This is a genomic window from Luteolibacter sp., assembly GCF_058122085.1.
Map to the genome: position 1 here is coordinate 1 of NZ_JBIKBQ010000085.1, position 19,281 is coordinate 19,281.

The following is a 19,281-nucleotide window of genomic DNA, read 5'->3' on the forward strand; positions in this document are numbered from 1 at the left end:
CGGCTGTGTCGCCGTCGGCAATGGCGGCTTGGTGGCCAGGGGGCAGGAGGCCGGGGCGGGCGAGCAGGGCGAAGGCGTCTTTTTTCAAGGGTCGAACCCAGAGATGCTTGGGTTTCCCCGTGTCCTGATAGAAGTCGCGGCGGTGCCTTTTGAAGCCTTTGGTGAAGCCGAGTGGCAGCCAATTGGTGGCTTTGTAAAGGGTGCCGGTGTGTTCATCGGGATCGTGAAAACTCTCGGCCAGAAGGGGTTGGAAGCCATGCCGGGCTTCGAACTCGCCGCCGAGGGTGCGCAGGGACAGGGCGAGGCACTGGCTGGCGAGATTGGGGCGGCGGGCGCTGTCGATGACGTAGAAGCGCCGCAGTTGCACGATGAGTTTGAGGCGGTTGGCACAGGTCACGGCGTCCCAGCCGATGTGATTGTCGCGTTCCTTGAGGCGTTTGGCGGCTCCGCCCCAGCAGAGGACGGCGACGAGTTCGGGACAGTCCGTCTCGTTGGCGGTGCGGTAGATTCCTTGCCAGAGGACGTGTCCGGCAGGGCGTCCGGCTTTGAGATAGTGGCCTTCGTTGAGGGCCTGGCGGAGGAGGTCGATCTATGGGGTCAGTCCCCGCAGTCTCACAAAATAATTGACGTATGATGGTGTGAAGCGCAGGGTGCCCCCATGGCGAGGTCGTTGCGTTTCGAATATCCCGGGGCGATTTATCATGTGATGGCTCGCGGAGACGGCGGCAAGACGGTTTTTGAAAACAAGGACGATTGCGAGGTGTTTCTCCATCGGCTGGGAGAGGCATGCGGAAGTTGCGGGTGGCGGGTGCATGCCTGGGTGTTGATGGGCAACCACTTTCACCTGCTTCTGGAAACACCCCAGGCGAATTTGGTAGCGGGCATGAAATGGTTGCTTGGCGTTTTCAGCCAAGGCTGGAACCGCGTGCGGGGACGCAAGGGGCATGTATTCCAAGGTCGCTACAAAGCGGTGCCGGTGAGCGGGAGCGACGCAGATCGGTATTATTTCCGCATCGTGGCGGACTACATCCATCTCAATCCCGCCCGCGCGGGGCTGGCCGGTGGACGGCACGGCAAATTGGCGGACTACCGTTGGAGCAGTCTGGCGTCGTATGCGCGGGGCACGGGGCCGGAATGGCTGGAGATGGACCGCGTGCTGCAATCCTTCGAACTGGCCAAGGACGGCAGGGGCAGGCGCGCCTATGTGGCATGGCTGGAGGCGAGAGCGGAAGAGGGAGGGGAAATCGGCGAGAAGGCCCAGGCCGCCATGAAGCGTGGGTGGTATTTGGGAGAGGATACGTTCAAGGATCAGTTGCTGGGGCTGATGGAGAAACTAAACGGCGGCAAAAGAACAAGACCGCGGAGAGGCACGGCGGAAAGTTGGCGGGATCACGGCGAGAGGGATGCCGAGGACTTGATCTCGCGTTACGCTCCGGAGTTGGGCTTGCCCACGGCAAGGAAGGAATTGGAGGCCTTGCGCAAGGGGGATGAGCGTAAGGCGCTGTTGGCGGGTTTGCTGGCCGGTAAAACGACGGTGAGCCGGGAGTGGTTGGGCCAACGTCTGGGAATGGGGCATTCGGGATCGGTCAGCCGCATGTTGGGTGAGGTGAAACGAAACAAAAAACTGGGGAAACGATTGGATGAACTCGATAGTTTGTGACACTGCGGGGACTGACCCTATAACCTTCTACATCTGCGGCCCCACCGCCTCGGGAAAATCCGCGCTCGCCTTGGAAATGGCGCGAAAACTCGACGGCGAAATCGTCAACGCCGACGCATTCCAACTCTATCACGGCCTCGAAATCGTCAGCGCCGCGCCGTCCGCCGCTGAACTCGCGAGTTGGCCCCACCACCTCTATGGCGTTCTGGAGCCCACCGTCGCGGCGGACGCGCAGCTATACGTGAAGCTCGCCAAACCCGTCATCGCGGAAATCCAGGCACGCGGTAAAACTCCGGTCATCACCGGCGGCTCGGGGCTCTATCTGAAATTCCTCACCCACGGTGCCGCGCCGCTGCCCACCGCCGACGCCGCGCTCCGGGCGGAAATGGAGGCCCGCACGCTCGATGACCTCGTCGCCCAACTCCAACAACTCGATCCGTTGGAAGCCTCCCGCACCGCGCTCCAGAACCGCCGCTTCGTTTCCCGCGCTTTGGAGATCTGCATCCTCAGCGGACAAAAGGCCTCCGACCTGCGCGACGGCTGGGAGGCCAAGACCGCCGAAATCTCCTCCCAGCTTCGCGGCATCGTGATCCAGCGGACCCGGCCCGACCTGCATGCCCGGATCGCCCGCCGCACCCGCGCGATGCTCGACGGCGGCGCGCGGGAGGAGGTCGCCGCGCTGGCGGACGTTTCCACGAACTGCGAGAAAGCCATCGGCTTCCGCGAGATCCGCGCGCTTGTCGCCGGGGAAATCGACCGCGCCACCTGCGAGGATCTCATCAACGCCGCCACCCGCCAATACGCCAAGCGCCAGGAAACGTGGTTCCGCCGCGAGAAATGGCTCACCGAAGTCCGGCTTTGACCCGCCGGGATCGCTGCTCTAGACAATCCACATGAGCCGCATCCCCGGATTTCTGACCCTGTTTTTCCTGACGGTTCAAATGACGCCCGCTGCCGATGCCAGCTGGGACGAGCGGCTGGCGGGAGTATTTTCCGGACGTTTAAAGGAGATCGAAAGTGAGCTGAAAACCTTGGCTCCCAAGCTGGAAGGTCTGCCGGAAATCCCGATCGACGACCAGGGCGGCACCGGCGGCTTCGCCAGCAATCACCCGCACGCCATGCCGGAGCGCGATTCTCGATACGCGATTGAAGTCCGCTGGCCGAAAACCGCGACGGTCGATCTGGTCGCGCTGGTCCCCAGCCGGCGCTACGACGCCAGGGGCCTGGACGCCCAATACGGCATGCCGGAGAGCTTCACCGTTGAACTGATAGACACCAAGGGCGAGGTGCTCCGGAGCATCGCCCGCGAACTGAACACGGGCAGCCATCCGGTGAGAAAGGGGCATCCGTTCGTCTATCAAATCTCCCCCCCGCTCGAAGCGGCCGGCCTGAGAATTTCAGCCGATCTGCTGCATCCGGACTACGAGGGCGAGGGAAGCTTCGTCCATGCCTGGGCCGAGGTGTTCGCCTTCGAAGGCGAGCGCAACATCGCCCGCGGGAGCGAGGTCCGCGGTCTCGGCGGCTCGACACCGTCCGCGCCATGGCACTGGAGTCCGGGGTTTCTGGTCGATGGCCAGACGCCGTTAGGTTTTCCGGAGATCCCCGCCGGTGAGCACCGGAATATCGGCTGGCTTTCCGAGGGCCGGGCGAGCGCGAAGGAGTCGGCCTCGTTGACCATCGACCTCGGCGAGTCCGTCGCGGTGGACGCCGTCCGCCTGCTGCCGGCCAGAAAACCGACGTCCGACCTGCCGAGCGGATTCGGTTTCCCCAGGAAACTCACAGTCTCCGTTTCCGAAACGGACGAGTCCGCGGCCCCCGCCAACTGGCCGCTGATCAAGGAGCACGAAATGCGAAATCCCGGCCACAATCCGGTGGAGCTCGCATTCCCGGCCGTCCGCGGCCGCTACGTTAGAATCGAAGCCGTCGAGATGTGGAAGGACTTCGAGAACTACCCCGCGTTCTTCGCATTGAGCGAGGTGGAGGTCCTATCGGGAAATCGAAACCTGGCGCTGGGCAAGGTGGTGCGCTCATCGGACGGGATGCTGAACATCATCGCCCCGGGCGGCCGCTATTGGAGCGGAGCCGCGCTCAGTGACGGCTTCGGCCCTGACGGACGCCTTGTTTCGACCCGCGAGTGGATGACTCTGCTGGACCGGCGGCTGCGGATTGAAACCCGCAGCCACGAGCTGCGCGCCGAAGCCGACCACCTGATCGCTGGCTGGCGGCGCACCGGGCAGATGGCCATCGTGATTGTCGGATTGGCCGGAGCGTTTCTCATCGTCGCCTTGCCGATCCGCTACCGCATTCATGCCAACCAAGAGCTGATCAAGGTGCGCGAGCGAATCGCCGGGGACCTTCACGACGAGGTCGGCAGCAATCTCGGCAGCATTCAGATGATCGCCGATCTGGCGGAAGGCCGGGCGGGTCCGTCGAACGAGTTGAAGCGGATCCAGCGAATCGCCGCGGAGACGGTCAGCGCCGTGCGCGACATCGTCTGGCTGCTCCGGCCGGAAGGCGACCACCGCATCGGCACGGTCGAGCATTTGCGGGAAACCAGCTCGATCATGCTGGAGACCGTGGAATGGAAATTCACGGCGAACGAGGCGGCCTGGCAGACCGAGCTTCCCGAAGACGAGACCCGTCACCTGTTTCTGTTTTTCCGGGAGGCGCTGCACAACATCATCCGCCATGCCAAGGCCTCGGTGGTGGAAATCCGCGCCGAGGCGACGGACCGTCATTTCACGCTAACCATCGCCGACAACGGCGTCGGCATCGATCCCGAGCGGCTGGAACGTCCAGCGACCCTGCGCGCGCTGCGCCAGCGGACCGAGGCGCTGGGCGCGGAACTCGGCGTCGAGACCCGGCCTGGCGAGGGCGTGCGGCTCAAGCTCACCGTGCCCTTGGAGCGAAAGTCCCGGAGACCGGCTGCTAATCCATAAAGCTTGGCTTTGCGAAAGCCCGCGAATGCGTTATCAAACTTCCCCCATGGCCTCATCATCATCCTCGAAGGAAAAACCCATCCGGCTGGTGCTCATCGAAGACCACGCCGATTTCCGCGAATCGGTGTCGATGGTTCTCGAGGAGCGCGGCGGCTATCAGTGCGTGGGCGGATTCTCCACCATGGAAGACGCACTCGAAGCGTTCCGCGGCGGGCTGGTGGCGGACCTCGTGCTGTCGGATCTCGGCCTGCCCGGCATGAGCGGCATCGTCGGCATCCGCAAGGTGCGCGAGATTTTGCCCGAAGCGCGGGTGCTGGTGCTCACCGCTTTCACCGACAAGGCCAAGGTTTTCGCCGCCCTCGAGGCCGGCGCGCACGGCTATCTGGTCAAGGCCGGCAGCGCGACGCGCCTGATGGAAACGCTGGAGGAAGTCCTCTCCGGCGGCACCCCGCTCGACCCCAAGATCGCGGGCATGATCCTGCAAACTTTCCGCCAGCTCAGCCCGATCCCCGACGCTGAATCCCTCTCCGGCCGGGAGTGCGAGGTGCTGCAACTCGCCGCCAAAGGCCTCACCCGCCAGGAAATCGCCGACGAACTCACCCTCAGCACGCACTCGGTCACCGAATACATCAAGCGCAGCTTCGACAAGCTGCACGTCCGCAACCTGCCGGCCGCCGTCAGCGAGGCGATCCGCCGCGGATTCCTGGATTTGTCCTGATCTCGGCATACCTCGCGGGTCCCGGCGCTGTCCCACTTCTTAGGGACATGACAAAAACCAGGATTTCCCGCATCTTCTCATCCGTCGAGGGGAGAGGTCCCCGGTTTCATGAAGGGATTCATGACAAACATTAGGGGGCGCATGAGTGTGCGACCCCTTTTTGTTGCCCGGATTCCGGAGGGCTTCCGGAATTGCCAACGGCCGATCAAACGCCTATCCCTCCACCCGTGGAACCGATCACATTCAGGCCCCTCTACATGGAACGCGTCTGGGGCGGCCGCGAACTCGAACGCGTCTATCAACGCACCCTGCCCGATCCCGAAAAACCCTTCGGCGAGTCATGGGAAATCGTGGACCGCGAGAAGGAACAGTCGGTCGTCGATCAAGGCCCGTGGACCGGCAGCTCGCTGCATGAGCTGTGGACGAATCACCGCGAGGAAATTTTCGGCACCGGCTTTTTCGATCACCCGCGTTTCCCCATCCTGATCAAGGTGCTGGATGCCCGCGACGAGCTCTCTATCCAAGTCCATCCGCCCGCCCACCTTGCCGCCTCGCTCGGCGGCGAGCCCAAGACCGAAATGTGGTTCATCGCCGACTGCGATCCCGGCGCGAAACTCTACGTCGGCCTGAAAAACGGCGTCACCCGCGCCGACTTCGAGCAAGCCATCGCGGACGGCAGCGTCGCGGATTGCGTCCACGCCATCACCCCGAATCCCGGCGAGTCGATCTTCATCGCCTCCGGCCGCCTGCACGCCATCGGCGCGGGATTCCTGATCCATGAAATCCAACAGAACTCCGACACCACCTACCGCGTGTTCGATTGGAACCGCCTCGGTCTCGATGGCAAGCCGCGCGAGCTCCACGTTGCCGAGTCCCTCGCCAGCATCGATTTCACCGACTTCGAGCCGGCCATGGACACGCCCGTCGGCGACACGCTCGCCAGCTGCGAGTATTTCCAAGCCGACCGCAAATCCCTAGCAGCGGGGGAAACCATCGCCAATCCGCGCGACGACCGGTTTTCCATCCTCTCCATCGCCGATGGCCAACTGGAGAGTGAAGGCGGCCGCCGCTTTGGAAAAGGCAGCTTCATCCTGCTGCCCCGCGACGCCTCGCCGTTGAAGGCGCTGGAGAATTCCACCGTCCTGCAAATCACCCTGCCGCGGTGAAAAAACCGCGCTGGCCGGCTCCCGCGCACAAGTCGCTTGATTCCCTCCGCACGATTCTATTTCCTCGCGCCATGCGCATTCTCCTCACTACCTGCAGCTACCAAGACACTCCCGGTCCTCACCACCCACTGATGGAGTCCCAAGGCTGGGAAGTCGTCCGCGAACGCGGGCCACTCACCGAAGACCGCATGCTGGAGCTCGCCGGAGACTTCGACGCCTTCCTCTGCGGCGACGACGCCATCACCCGCGCCGTCATCGAGAAATCCCTGCCGCGCCTCAAGGTCATTTCCAAATACGGCATCGGCCTGGACAAGATCGACATCCCGGCCACCAAGGAGTTGAAAATCCCCGTGCTCTTCACCCCCGGCGTGAACCACACCACCGTAGCCGAGCACACCTTCGGCCTGCTCATCGGCATCACCAAGCACATCGTCACCACCGCCGCCGCCGCCCGCAAGGGCGAGTGGCTGCGCCTCACCGGCCATGAGATCGCGGAGAAAACCATGGGCATCATCGGCCTCGGCCGCATCGGCAAGGAAGTCGCCATCCGCGCCAAGGCCTTCGGCATGCCGATCATCGCATTCGACCCCTACTGGGATGAGAAATTCGCCGCCGAATACGGCGTGAAACGCTGCGCTTCGATGGACGAGGTGCTCACCCAGTCCGACGTCGTATCCCTGCATTGCAATCTATCCGATGAAACCCGTGGCATGATCCGCACCGAAAAAATCGCGGAAATGAAGGACGGCGTTGTCATTCTCAACTGCGCCCGCGGCGAAATCGTCGAGACCCCCGACATGGTCGCCGCTCTCCACAGCGGAAAAGTCGGCGGCTACGGTGCCGATGTCCTCGACATCGAACCCCCGCCCGCTGACCACCCGCTGCTCTCCGCGCCGAACTGCGTCATCACCCCGCACATCGGCTCGCGGACCTTTGAAAGCGTCCCGCGCCAGGCGATGAAATCGCTGACCAACCTGATCAACGCCCTCAAGGGCGAAGGCGAATGCAATTGCGCCAACGGCGTGATTTGAGCGCGTCTCCCAGCTCCTCAGCCTCCCCAGGCCAGCCGTTCCCATCGACCTCTTGAAGCGCCCGTTTGAAACCGGGAATCCAGAGACCTTCGCGAGCGATTTGCTCGCCATCGCGGGGATACTCCTCGCGGTCCAGGATTTCCTCCGCGATGTGGAAGCAGGCCCAGGCGCGCCATGACCGGATTTCCGCCTGCGGGCCGCTCATCCGGCTGGCGAGGTGTTGGAAATGACGGACCGGATTCCCCAGATAGCCGCCGTCTCCGGTAGATGCCATTTCGAGAATCCAGACCAGCGCGCGGTAGGGCGTCGGGTTGGTCCGCAGCACCGGGTCGCCGCCAGACAAGTCGGCCATCCAGGATTTATTGAGCTGGAGAATGGCTTGGGCGGGTTTCCCGACGCGCCACTGGGACTGCGCGAACCGCAGCGCGTCCAGATAGAACTTCGCGCCCTTCGCCTCGCCGTGGCGGCGGGTGAGCGAGAAATCATGAATTTCCGTCACTGCGGGCAGCCACGGGCAGGCGGGATTCAGAAAATTTGGAGGATGCGTGTCGATGCGACAAACGGGTAATTGAATTCCAGCCGAATCTCAACCTCTTCACGCTTGCATCTCATCTTGGATCGTCAATTCTCGCCGCCCCATGAGCAATCGTTTAGAAGGAAAAGTCCTCGTCGCACAGGGTGGCGGCCCCACTCCCGTAATCAACCAGAGCGTCGTCGGCGTGGCCTTGGAGGCCCGCAAGTTCAGCCAGGTAACCTCCATTTACGGCGCCGTCCACGGCGTCCGCGGGATCATCGATGAGAACTTCGTCGATCTCACCCGCGAGACCACCCACAACCTGGAGCAGGTCGCCGGCACGCCGTCGTCCGGACTGCTTTCCACCCGCGACAAGCCGGATGAAGATTACTGCGCCCGGATGTTCAAGGTGATGCAGGCGCACGACATCCGCTACTTTTTCTACGTCGGCGGCAACGACTCGTCCGACACCGTCCGCATCGTCAACGAGCAGGCCAAGGAGGCGAATTACGAACTGCGTGCGATCCACATCCCGAAGACGATCGACAACGACCTCGAGGAAAACGACCACTGCCCCGGCTTCGGCTCGGCGGCGCGCTTCGTGGCGCAGGCGTTCTCCGGCGTGAACCTCGACAACCGCGCGCTGCAAGGCGTTTACATCGGTGTCGTGATGGGCCGCCACGCGGGATTCCTCACCGCCGCCTCCTCGCTCGCGCAGAAGTATGTCGATGACGGCCCGCACCTGGTTTATGTGCCGGAGCGCCATTTCAGCATGGAAAACTTCCTCGCCGACGTGGACCGCGTCTATCAAAAGCACGGCCTCTGCACCATCGCCGTTTCCGAAGGCATTTCCGATCCCGACGGCACCGCGATGATCACCAAGCTGCTCGGCACCGAGGAGCGCGATTCGCACGGCAACATCCAGCTCTCCGGCACCGGCGCGCTCGGCGACCTGCTTTCCAACGCGATCCGCAAGAGCCTGGGCATCAAGCGCGTGCGTTCCGATACTTTCGGCTACCTGCAACGTTCGTTCATGGGCATCCAGTCGGACCGCGACGCCCGCGAGGCCCGCGAAGTCGGCGAAAAAGCCGTGCAGTTCGCGATGTGGGACAACGTCGATGGCTCAGTGGTGATCCGCCGCCCGGTGCTCAACTACAGCGTGGACTACGAACTGGTGGACATCAAAAAAGTCGCCGGAAAAACCCGCCACATGCCTGATAGCTTCATCAACGCGGATGGCAACGGCGTGACCGAGGATTTCAAGAACTACTGCCGCCCGCTGCTGGGAACGCATATTCCGGAGCCGCACCGCCTGCGCGCGCCGAAGGTCGCGAAGATCCTCCACAAGTAAAACTGGAGCGCGAAATCTTCAGTCCATCTCGACGCGGTAGCGCGGGATGGACTTGTCGATTTCCAAGCTCCAAGCATCGATTCCGCCGCGGAGGCCGTAAGTTTCATTCAATCCGTGGCCTCGGAACCACGCCACCTGGTCGAGCACGTTCTGCCCGCTGTGGTCGTATAGCAGAATCCGGGTTCCGGGATCTCCGGCGAAGAGCTGCTGTTGGAGTTCCTGGGTGAAAAACTCCGAACTGGAAATCACCACCGCCTCGTGCTCCTCGCGCGTGCGGAGGTCGATGAGACGCAGCCCGGAAATTTGTTCTTTCGCCACGGCCGGCTCCATCCACATCGCGGAATCGTGGACGTGGCTGGCGAGCAAATGCGCGAGCGCCTCGTCCGCCGGGATTTCCGAGCGGGCACAAAGTTCCGCGAGGGTTTCCTCGTTGGAAAACGCACAGCTCTGGCAGCCGCCGAGGTGGTAGCGCGCGAAAATGGCCCGCTTGGCGCCAGGCAGGGTTTCGAGAATCACGCCCATCGGCGAGTCGGTGGAAAGATCGGCGGCAGCTTGCATCGCCGGCAACCTAGCCGCCCCGCCGGCGAAAACAACCTTATGATCCCGCCCCTTTTTTGGCGAGAAACGCCGCCTCTTCCTCGTGCGAGTGGATTTGCAGCAAGACCTGCACCCCGCGCGTCGCGGCGGCGGCTTTCAGAACATTGCGGATCGCCGCCGCCGTGTGCCCTTCCCTGCCGATCAGCAGCAGCACGTCTTTTTTCACCAGCACGAGTTTGAATCGCAGCCCGGTCGGCCCCATTTCGGTGACCTTGATCTGCGCGTGGTCCGGCTCGTCGATCAAATTCACGGCCACGTATTGCAGGAAGTTTTTCAGCCGGACGATGATCGCCTGCATTTCGTCCCGGCTGATGCTCGGGGCCATTGGCGCGGTGGGCGAAGCGCTTCTGAAATCCCAGTCCATCACCTTGTAACTGGCAGTCCGCTTGAGGAAACTGATCACATCGACCTCTTGGTTCGCCACTTTTCTCACCGCGAGCAAGGCCGCCCGGAAATCCCATTCCATCACCCGAATCCTCCCCAAGCGACTCAGGGAACGGGAGATTTCAAGTTCCTTGATCTCCGTGTTCAAGAGGCCCATGAAATCCCAGTCGGTGACTTGGATTTCTCCCAGCTGCTTGAGGGAACCGGCGATTTTGGAAACATGATTCGGCATGAATTTCGCCCGCAGCTTAGACCGTGAAAAACCCGCCGCTCAAACCTAATTTCCAAATCCATGGACGGCGTCATGGTCCGGCCGCCACACCTGCCGCCTATTTTACGCTGTTTCCAACCCGCCATCGGTGACATAAACTCCCCGCATGCCGAGGGAACGCGATCCGGACGAACCGAAAATCTACTTTTTGCCGAACTTGATGACGGCGCTGAATCTGGCCTGCGGATTTTTCGCGGTGGTGATGATCGTCGTCGGACTCATCGAGGTGCAGAGAAGATCCGGCGAGGTCAAACTGCCCGACAAGGAGTATTACGAAATCTCCAAGCGCTATTACGAATACGCGATCCTGCTGATTTTCGGCTCCTGCCTGTTCGACCTGCTCGACGGCCGGCTGGCGCGGCTCGGCGGCCAGGAATCCCCCTTCGGCCAGCAATTCGACTCGCTCGCCGACATCATTTCCTTCGGCATGGCCCCGGCGATGCTGCTTTCCCGCGCGGTGCTTTTCCCGCTGGGCAACACCGGCTGGGCGATCGCGCTGATCTATCTGGTCTGCGGCGCGATGCGGCTGGCGCGGTTCAACTGCCTCGCCGCCCTACCGAAAAAGCCCGGCGCTTCCACCGATTTCCGCGGCCTGCCGATCCCGATGGCCGCCGGATTCATCGCCTCGCTGACCTTTCTGCTGATCGACCTTTACAAGAACGACCACGAGCTCGGGATGTGGAAATATATTCTTGCAGGCGCCATGCTGGGGCTTTCCCTGCTGATGATCAGCGACATCCGCTACCCGAGCTTCAAGAAAGTCGGCTTCCGGACCCGCGGCACCTTCGGTGCGATCGTCACCGCCGTGCTGCTCATCTACGTCACGGTGCAGTTCCGCTACGTGATGCCGGTGGTGCTGTTCAGCATCTATCTGCTTTATGGAATGATCCGGCCGTGGATTTCCCAGCGTTTGAGAAAGGAAATCGAAGTGGAATCGGACGGCGAGGACGAATCCGCGCCCGCTGAAACGAGCAAAGAAGTCTAGCATGGACGCTCCGAAACGCCGCCCGCCGTGGGTCACCTTCCTGCTCGTTCTGCTGCCGCTGTGGCTGGTCGCATCCGGTGCCGGCGCGCTTTGGTATTATTTCCACCGGGAGAAAAAGCAGGCGCTCGTCGAGCAGGAGCGGTTCGTCCAAGCCGTCTCGGCTCCCCTGTTGGCGGATGATCTGCGGAAAATCGTCGAAATCATCGGCGAGCGGAACGCGTCCTCGGAGACCGCCGCCGCGAATCTTTCCCGCACCGCCTCGATGGTCGAAGGCCTGCTCGGTCCGTCGAACACCGGCTACCCGGTCCGCCGGACGAACGGCCCCGGGAAATGGCCGATTCTCCAAGTCACCCTCGCCGGGAAAAATCCGGCCGCGCCCGCCGTCTGGGTGCTCACTTCCTACGACAGCCGCGCCGGATCGCGCGGTGCCGAGGCGAATGCCAGCGGCCTCGCCGCCACCCTCGCCGCCGCCCAGGCGCTCGCCCGCGACAAACCGAATTGCCCAGTGCATTTCGTCTTCCTGCCCCACGCGAACGACTTGGACTCCCCCGTCCTCGAGACGGCTGCCAAATTTGCCGAGCTGGCGAAATCGCCCAAGACCATTCTCTGCGTCGAGTCGATGGGCGCGGGCGAACCACTGTGGCTCAGCTCCCGAGACGTCACCGCCGCGCCGCTCAACCTCGTCTCCGGCCTCGGCGCGGTTTACGGCGCGGAAGTCATTTGCCTCGGGGAAGACACCGACTTGGCCAGCACGCTTTTTCAAATGAACTTGCCCGCCGTCCGCGTTGCGACCCGCCCGCTGCTGCTCCCCGACGAGGCGGACGAAAAGCTGCCGTTTGCCCCGACCGTCGCCGCATCCACCGGCCGCCTGATCGAGTTGATCCGCCGCTGCGCCGCCAAGTAGATCAAGATTCCCGGTTGCAGAAATCCCGACGCGGTCCAAAATCTAATTCTCACACGAAATCGCACGGGTCCTCCCACCGATTCCTCCCCACTTTCTTCCATGCACCCCACCGACCTCGACCCTGCCTTCATTTCCCACGCCCCCGGCTATTGGTCGGACGAATCCACGGAAAACTGGGATGACCACCGCTGGCAGCTCAGAAATCGCGTCGATTCCCTCGCGGATCTCGAACTGCGGCTGAACCTGACCGACGAGGAACGCGCCGGCGTCCTGCTCGCCGGCACCAAGCTCGCGATGTCGATCACGCCGCACTTTTTCAATCTCATCGACCGCGATGACCCGGACTGCCCGATCCGCCGCCAAGTGATTCCGCGGATTGAGGAAGGCTGGAACGCGCCCGAGGAAATGGCCGATCCGTGCGGCGAGGATTCCCACATGCCCGTCCCCGGCCTCGTCCACCGCTACCCGGACCGCGTCCTGTTCCTCGTCACCGACCGCTGCGCCTCCTACTGCCGCTACTGCACCCGCTCGCGGGTGGTTTCCGGCGTCGGCGAGCAACACCTTGAAACCCAGTGGGAAATGGCTTTCAAATACCTCGAAAAACACAGCGAGGTTCGCGACGTCCTGCTTTCCGGCGGCGATCCCCTGCTCTTCTCGGATGACCGCCTCGATAAAATCCTCACCCGCCTGCGGTCTATTCCGCACCTCCAATTCATCCGCATCGGTTCGCGGATTCCGATTTTCCTGCCCCAGCGGATCACTCCGGAGCTGTGCACGATGTTGAAAAAACACCACCCGCTTTTCATCTCCATCCACTCGAACCACCCGCACGAGCTCACCACCGAGGTCCGCGACGCGCTCGGCCGCCTCGCCGACGCCGGCATCCCGCTCGGCAACCAAAGCGTCATGCTCCGCGGCGTGAACGACAGCGTGGAAATCCAAAAGGCGCTCGTCCAGAAGCTCCTGATGTGCCGCGTGAAGCCGTATTATCTCTACCAGTGCGACCTCATCAACGGCTCGTCCCACCTCCGGACGCCCGTCGCGGAAGGCGTGGCGGTCATCGAGGGCCTGCGCGGCCACACCACCGGCTACGCCATCCCGCAGTTCGTCATCGACGGCCCCGGCGGCGGCGGGAAAATCCCGATCAACCCGAATTACGTGGTGGATACCGCGTCCGGGAAAGTCACCCTGCGGAATTTCGAGGGCGAAATTTTCGAATATCCCGATCCCACGCCGATCCCGAAAGCGGATTTCGAGCGCCTTCACCAAGAAGCGCTCAGCCGCTCGATTTGATCCGCGGAGGAAAGCAGGATTGACAGAATTCTGTCCATGTGAGACCGATATCGCATGCAAACCATCAATTATACCGACGCCCGGAACCAACTGGCAGGCCTCATGGAAACAGCCTCCCGCGACCGGGAACCGATCACCATCACCCGTAACGGTGCGGGTAAGGTGGTCTTGCTGGCCATTGAGGAATACGAGGCGATGGAAGCGACGCTGCACCTCTTTTCCACCCGGGCCAACACGGACCAGATCCAACAAAGCCTCGCGGACTATGACGCGGGGAAAATCCAAGAAGGCGAGCTATGCGACTGACCTGGTTGCCCAACGGCTGGAAGGACTACCTTTATTGGCAGGAAAATGACAAGAAAATCCTCCTGCGGGTCAATGACGTCATCAAGGACACCCTTCGGAATCCGTATTCCGGGATCGGTAAACCGGAACCACTCAAAAACAACCTCAAAGGCTGGTGGTCGCGCCGCATCACTCAAGAGCACCGTCTCATTTACAAAATCGAAGCGGAAAGCCTGCTGATCATGCAATGCCGCTTCCATTACGACGGCTGAATTCTCCGCGATTTGATCTGCGGCCCATTCCGCTTGCGCTCACGGTCCGGCGTCCTAGCATCCAGCGCTTTCCAAAGCTCTGTCGCTCACCGCTCCCATGAATCGCATTTTCGTCGAAAAAAAAGCCGGACACAACGCCGAAGCCCGCCACCTGCTGCACGACCTCCACGAGTCGCTTGTGCTGCCCGGCCTCACTGATATCCGCATCGTCCAACGCTATGACTGCGACGGACTTACCGACGAGGAATTCAGCTCCGCCGCGCGCCTGATCCTGTCAGAACCGCAGGTTGATTCCATTTCGAAAACCCTCTCCATCGCGGACAACGAAACCGCCTTTGCCGTCGAATTCCTCCCCGGCCAGTTCGACCAGCGCGCCGACTCCGCCGCGCAATGCGTCCAGATCCTGACCGGCAAGGAGCGCCCCGCCGTCTTCTCCGCCAAGGTCATCCTCCTGGCCGGCACGCTTTCCGCCGACGAAATCACCCGCATCAAGAATTTCGTCATCAACGCCGTGGACTCCCACGAAGTCCCCGTGGCGGCGATCACCGGTCGCCGCGAACCCGCTTCCCCGCCCGACGTCGCCATCCTCGCCGGCTTCGCCACCCAAAACCCCGCCACTCTCCGCGCCGACCTCGGCCTCGCGATGTCCGCCGAGGACGTGACGTTCTGCCAAGCCTATTTCCGCGACGAGGAAAAGCGTGACCCGAGCCTCACCGAGCTCCGGATGCTCGACACCTACTGGTCCGACCACTGCCGACACACGACTTTCCTCACCAAGATCGACAAAGTGACCTTCGGCGAAGGCACCGAACCCGTCCAGCGCGCCTGGCAGAGCTATCAGGAAACCCGCAAAAGCCTCGGTCGTGAGGACAAACCGGTCACGCTCATGGACATCGCCCTCATCGGCATGCGCGAGCTGAAAAAATCCGGCGAGCTCGACAACCTCGAAGTCTCCGAAGAAGTCAACGCCGCCTCGATCGTCGTCCCGGTTTCTATCGACGACCGCCCGGAAGAAGAGTGGCTCGTCATGTTCAAAAACGAGACCCACAACCACCCCACCGAGATCGAACCCTTCGGCGGTGCCGCCACCTGCCTCGGCGGCTGCATCCGCGATCCGCTTTCGGGACGTTCCTATGTCTATCAGGCAATGCGCGTCACCGGTGCCGGCGACCCGCGCACGCCGTTTGCCGAAACCCTTCCCGGCAAACTCCCACAGAAAAAAATCTGCCAGGTTGCGGCAAAAGGTTACTCGTCCTATGGCAACCAGATCGGCCTCGCCACCGGCCAGGTCGCGGAAGTCTATCACCCCGGCTACGTCGCCAAGCGCATGGAAATCGGCGCGGTCGTTTCCGCCGTCCCGCGCTCCCACGTCTTCCGTGGCTCCCCTGCCCCGGGCGACGTCATCCTGCTCATCGGCGGCCGCACCGGCCGCGATGGAGTCGGCGGTGCCACCGGTTCCTCGAAGGAACACACCGACACCGCTTTGGAAAATTCCGCGGAAGTCCAGAAGGGCGACGCCCCCACCGAGCGCAAAATCCAGCGCCTCTTCCGCAACCCGGAACTCACCCGCAAAATCAAGATCTGCAACGACTTCGGCGCGGGCGGCATCTCCGTGGCCATCGGGGAAATCGCTCCGTCACTGGAAATCAACCTCGACGCCGTTTCCAAGAAATACGACGGCCTCGACGGCACCGAACTCGCGATTTCCGAATCTCAGGAACGCATGGCGATCTGCGTCGATCCTTCCGAGATCGACTATTTCATCACCGAATCCGACAAGGAGAACCTCGAGTGCAAAAACGTCGCCAACGTCACCGACAGCGGCCGCCTCATCATGACTTGGCGCGGCAAAACCATCGTCAACCTCTCCCGCGCCTTCCTCGACACCAACGGCGTCCAACTGACCGCGAAGGTCCACGTGGCGGCGATCATCGGTCGCCAAGCCCCCATCTCTTCCGCTGCCCCACTGATCACTCATCAGTTATCTTCCCTCAACATCTGCTCCCAAAAAGGCCTCGGCGAGATCTTCGACGGCTCCGTCGGCGCAGGCACCGTGCTGTGGCCCTTCGGCGGTGACCGGCAACTCACCCCGCCCGACGCGATGGTCGCCAAGCTTCCGCTGCTGGAAGGCGACACCGACGTCTGCACCTATATGAGCTGGGGTTTCAACCCGGAAATTTCCTCGTGGTCGCCCTTCCACGGCGCGCTCTACGCCGTCACCGAATCCGTCTGCAAAGCCGTCGCCGCCGGCGCGCAACTCACCGACATCCGGCTCACGCTTCAGGAATATTTCCCGAAACTCGGCAACGACGCCACCCGCTGGGGCCTGCCCTTCGCCGCGCTACTAGGGGCCTATCAGGCGCAGCACGGGCTCCGCCTCGCCGCCATCGGCGGCAAGGACTCGATGTCCGGTTCGTTCAACGAGCTCGACGTGCCGCCGACGCTCGTCTCCTTCGCGCTCGCTCCCGGCAAAGCCAGCCTAGCGATTTCACCGGAGTTCAAACAAGCGGGATCGGCGGTCTCGCTTGTGGAAATTTCCCGCGATGCGGATCACCTGCCGGATTTCGCCGAGCTCAAGCAAGTCGCCGCCGCGCTGCATGAGCTGAATGAGGAAAGAAGAATCCTCGCGCTCCACCACATCGGCCAGGCCGGCATCGCCGCCGCGTTGGCGAAGATGGCGTTCGGCAATCACATCGGCGCGGAGATCAACACGACCCTCGACCTCGCGCGCGAACGCTACTTCGCCTTCCTGATCGAGCACACCGAGCCGCTGCCGGTCGAATTCAGTTCTGTGGAAATCGGCCACACCACCGAAGTCGGCACGCTCGTCCTCAACAGCGAGGTCCACACCCTCACCGAACTCCAAACTGCTTGGGAACAAACCCTCGAACCCATCTATCCCACCAAGCCGGAAGAGATCGGAGATCAGAGATCAGAGATCAGAGATATCCCACTCTTCTCTTCCAATCCAAAATCCAAAATCAACAACCTGTCCGTCGTAGCCTCGGCGAAGTCGGATCATCAATCGTCAATCCACCCCAAGGTCATCATCCCCAGCTTCCCCGGCACCAACAGTGAATACGATTCCGCCAAAGCCTTCCGCGAAGCCGGAGCCGACGCGGAAATCCTGGTATTCCGCAACCTAACCGCAAAGCACATCGAGGAATCCCTCACCGCGCTCGCCGCGCAAATCCGCAGCTCGCAGATCCTGATGTTCCCCGGCGGTTTCAGCGCGGGCGACGAACCCGACGGCTCCGCGAAATTCATCGCCACCATCATCCGCAGCCCGCGCGTGGCGGACGCGATCATGGACCTGCTCAAAAACCGCGACGGCCTCATCCTTGGCATTTGCAATGGCTTCCAAGCCCTCGTCAAAACCGGCCTCGTCCCCTACGGCGAGATCCGCGACGCCCACGCCGATGCTCCCACGCTCGTCCACAACAGCATCGGCCGTCACATTTCCTGCTACGCCCGCACCCGTGTCGTCAGCCAGCTTTCCCCGTGGCTGACGGACTGTGAGATCGGCGACATCCACCGCGTCCCGGTCTCCCACGGCGAGGGTAAATTCTTCGCCAGCCCGGAAATCACCGCCGCGCTCGCCGCCAGCGGCCAGATCGCCACCCAGTATTGCGATGCCGACGGCGCACCTTCCATGGACATCGCCATCAACCCGAACGGCTCGCTCGCCGCCATCGAAGGCATCACCAGCCCATGCGGCCGCGTCTTCGGTAAAATGGCCCACACCGAACGCAGCGGCACGCAAGTCGCCAAGAACATCCCGGGCACCAAGCACCAGCCGATCTTCAAGGCGGGCGTCGCCTACTTTGGCTGAACCTGTCACGGATACGGCAACCCGACACGAGATGTTGACCCCCTAAACCCGTGAAGACGGCAGGAGCCCCATCCAAATTCATTACAAAGTGACATTACAAAGTGACAGACAAATAATAATTATCGGCAGCAAGGATTTTGTGAACGAGGCCTTTGCGAGCGCAAGGAATCGATTTGGTCCAAAGCGCAAAGATGGCGCGAGGAAGCTGAAGGGCGGAGGCTCGGCCGCAAGCGGAACGCTGTGGAGCGCACGGGATCTGCGGAAGGGAATCCTTGAATCATGAGGGTGGATGCCTCAATCTCCCTGCGAAGCGAATGAAATTGACCGGGAATCCCACGCTTTACCTCTTCACCGGATCCAACGGCGCTGGCAAAACCACCTTCGCACGCGCCTACCTCCGCCAGCTCGATCCCATCCCGCGCTTCCTCAACGCCGACGAGATCGCCCGCGGCCTCTCCCCTCTCGCCCCCAAAAACTCGCCGTCAAAGCCGGCAAACTCCTGCTCCACGAAATCCAAGGCTGCTTGGAATCCGGCCTCTCCTTCGGTCTCGAAAGCCCCCTCAGCGGCACCACCCACGCCAAGCTGCTCCAACAGGCCAAATCCCTCGGTTTTCAAATCGAGATCCACTACCTCTGGATTCCCACTCCAGCCCTCGCCATCCGCCGAATCGCCCAACGCGTCAAAATGGGAGGACATTCAGTTCCAGAGTCCGATGTGAAACGCCGATTCTCACGCAGTCTAAACAACTTCCTGGAAATCTACGCCGCACTCGCCGACGGCTTGACCTTTCGAAACAACAGCGTCCAACCTGCATCCTTGCTTTTCGACTCCGCAAACTCCACTCTTCAACAAGTCAAAGACTTCCTACGCCAATGAAACCGTCGAAGACCACTCCTGCCCCAAAAGAGCAGCCCGCATTCATTGTCCGCGGCCAAGCCGCCGCCAAAGCCATGAACGGGTGTGAAAATCCGAAATATCAAGGCTTTGGTGCCCTTCAAGGGGTATGTCGTTACGGGAATCAACTTCGAGGAAATCGGTGCCCAAATCAACCTCGATTTTGACAAGCGCTCCGGACCGA

The 19,281-nt window shown here is 62.1% G+C and carries 18 protein-coding genes; 14 read left to right on the plus strand and 4 right to left on the minus strand.

The window, feature by feature from the left end:
- Positions 1–589, minus strand: a 589-nt coding sequence (locus AC4DF4_RS13115; RefSeq protein ID WP_490048577.1) for a Druantia anti-phage system protein DruA, incomplete at its 3' end; no start/stop codon positions are given.
- A 117-nt stretch (positions 590–706) separates the two neighbouring features.
- Between AC4DF4_RS13115 and AC4DF4_RS13120 the strand changes: the two genes are divergently transcribed.
- From AC4DF4_RS13120 to AC4DF4_RS13145, 6 genes are all read left to right on the plus strand, one after another.
- Positions 707–1,660 carry a transposase gene (locus AC4DF4_RS13120; protein ID WP_490048560.1) on the plus strand — a complete coding sequence of 318 codons (954 nt, stop codon included), beginning with the start codon at positions 707–709 and terminating at the stop codon, positions 1,658–1,660.
- Entirely contained in the window at positions 1,641–2,522 is an 882-nt protein-coding gene (miaA, locus tag AC4DF4_RS13125; protein WP_490048561.1) for a tRNA (adenosine(37)-N6)-dimethylallyltransferase MiaA, read from the plus strand. Before AC4DF4_RS13120 ends, miaA begins: the two co-directional genes overlap by 20 nt.
- A gap of 31 nt (positions 2,523–2,553) precedes the next feature.
- Positions 2,554–4,599: a histidine kinase gene (locus tag AC4DF4_RS13130; RefSeq protein WP_490048562.1), complete on the plus strand. Its 2,046-nt coding sequence runs from the start codon at positions 2,554–2,556 to the stop codon at positions 4,597–4,599.
- A gap of 46 nt (positions 4,600–4,645) precedes the next feature.
- Positions 4,646–5,317, plus strand: coding sequence for a response regulator transcription factor (locus AC4DF4_RS13135; protein ID WP_490048563.1), 672 nt, complete (start codon positions 4,646–4,648; stop codon positions 5,315–5,317).
- A 257-nt stretch (positions 5,318–5,574) separates the two neighbouring features.
- Complete coding sequence (locus AC4DF4_RS13140) at positions 5,575–6,483, plus strand: type I phosphomannose isomerase catalytic subunit (protein ID WP_490048564.1); 909 nt, start codon at positions 5,575–5,577, stop codon at positions 6,481–6,483.
- Between the two features lie 71 nt (positions 6,484–6,554).
- On the plus strand, positions 6,555–7,514 hold the full coding sequence (locus AC4DF4_RS13145) for a phosphoglycerate dehydrogenase (protein WP_490048565.1): 960 nt from the start codon (positions 6,555–6,557) through the stop codon (positions 7,512–7,514).
- Here AC4DF4_RS13145 and AC4DF4_RS13150 read toward each other — a convergent pair.
- Positions 7,471–8,013: a hypothetical protein gene (locus AC4DF4_RS13150; protein ID WP_490048566.1), complete on the minus strand. Its 543-nt coding sequence runs from the start codon at positions 8,011–8,013 to the stop codon at positions 7,471–7,473. The genes AC4DF4_RS13145 and AC4DF4_RS13150 overlap by 44 nt on opposite strands.
- A gap of 139 nt (positions 8,014–8,152) precedes the next feature.
- Here AC4DF4_RS13150 and AC4DF4_RS13155 point away from each other — a divergent pair, with 139 nt between their 5' ends.
- Positions 8,153–9,379: a 6-phosphofructokinase gene (locus AC4DF4_RS13155; RefSeq protein WP_490048567.1), complete on the plus strand. Its 1,227-nt coding sequence runs from the start codon at positions 8,153–8,155 to the stop codon at positions 9,377–9,379.
- An 18-nt stretch (positions 9,380–9,397) separates the two neighbouring features.
- Here AC4DF4_RS13155 and AC4DF4_RS13160 read toward each other — a convergent pair whose 3' ends face one another.
- Positions 9,398–9,937 (minus strand): rhodanese-like domain-containing protein, encoded by a 540-nt coding sequence (locus AC4DF4_RS13160; protein WP_490048568.1) that lies wholly within the window; start codon positions 9,935–9,937, stop codon positions 9,398–9,400.
- A 37-nt stretch (positions 9,938–9,974) separates the two neighbouring features.
- Entirely contained in the window at positions 9,975–10,592 is a 618-nt protein-coding gene (locus AC4DF4_RS13165; RefSeq protein ID WP_490048569.1) for a KH domain-containing protein, read from the minus strand.
- A gap of 145 nt (positions 10,593–10,737) precedes the next feature.
- Here AC4DF4_RS13165 and pssA point away from each other — a divergent pair, with 145 nt between their 5' ends.
- From pssA to AC4DF4_RS13200, 7 genes are all read left to right on the plus strand, one after another.
- The gene (gene pssA / locus AC4DF4_RS13170; RefSeq protein WP_490048570.1) at positions 10,738–11,616 is read left to right on the plus strand and encodes a CDP-diacylglycerol--serine O-phosphatidyltransferase; all 879 of its coding nucleotides are present in this window, start codon (positions 10,738–10,740) and stop codon (positions 11,614–11,616) included.
- A gap of 1 nt (position 11,617) precedes the next feature.
- On the plus strand, positions 11,618–12,520 hold the full coding sequence (locus AC4DF4_RS13175) for a M28 family peptidase (protein ID WP_490048571.1): 903 nt from the start codon (positions 11,618–11,620) through the stop codon (positions 12,518–12,520).
- A gap of 99 nt (positions 12,521–12,619) precedes the next feature.
- Positions 12,620–13,813 carry a KamA family radical SAM protein gene (locus AC4DF4_RS13180; RefSeq protein ID WP_490048572.1) on the plus strand — a complete coding sequence of 398 codons (1,194 nt, stop codon included), beginning with the start codon at positions 12,620–12,622 and terminating at the stop codon, positions 13,811–13,813.
- A gap of 54 nt (positions 13,814–13,867) precedes the next feature.
- Positions 13,868–14,119, plus strand: coding sequence for a type II toxin-antitoxin system Phd/YefM family antitoxin (locus AC4DF4_RS13185; protein WP_490048573.1), 252 nt, complete (start codon positions 13,868–13,870; stop codon positions 14,117–14,119).
- A complete protein-coding gene (locus AC4DF4_RS13190; protein WP_490048574.1) occupies positions 14,110–14,370 on the plus strand; it encodes a Txe/YoeB family addiction module toxin in 261 nt (86 codons plus the stop codon). Before AC4DF4_RS13185 ends, AC4DF4_RS13190 begins: the two co-directional genes overlap by 10 nt.
- A gap of 97 nt (positions 14,371–14,467) precedes the next feature.
- Positions 14,468–18,202: a phosphoribosylformylglycinamidine synthase gene (locus AC4DF4_RS13195; protein WP_490048575.1), complete on the plus strand. Its 3,735-nt coding sequence runs from the start codon at positions 14,468–14,470 to the stop codon at positions 18,200–18,202.
- 523 nt (positions 18,203–18,725) lie between these two features.
- Complete coding sequence (locus AC4DF4_RS13200) at positions 18,726–19,079, plus strand: hypothetical protein (protein ID WP_490048576.1); 354 nt, start codon at positions 18,726–18,728, stop codon at positions 19,077–19,079.
- The last annotated feature ends 202 nt before the right edge of the window (positions 19,080–19,281 follow it).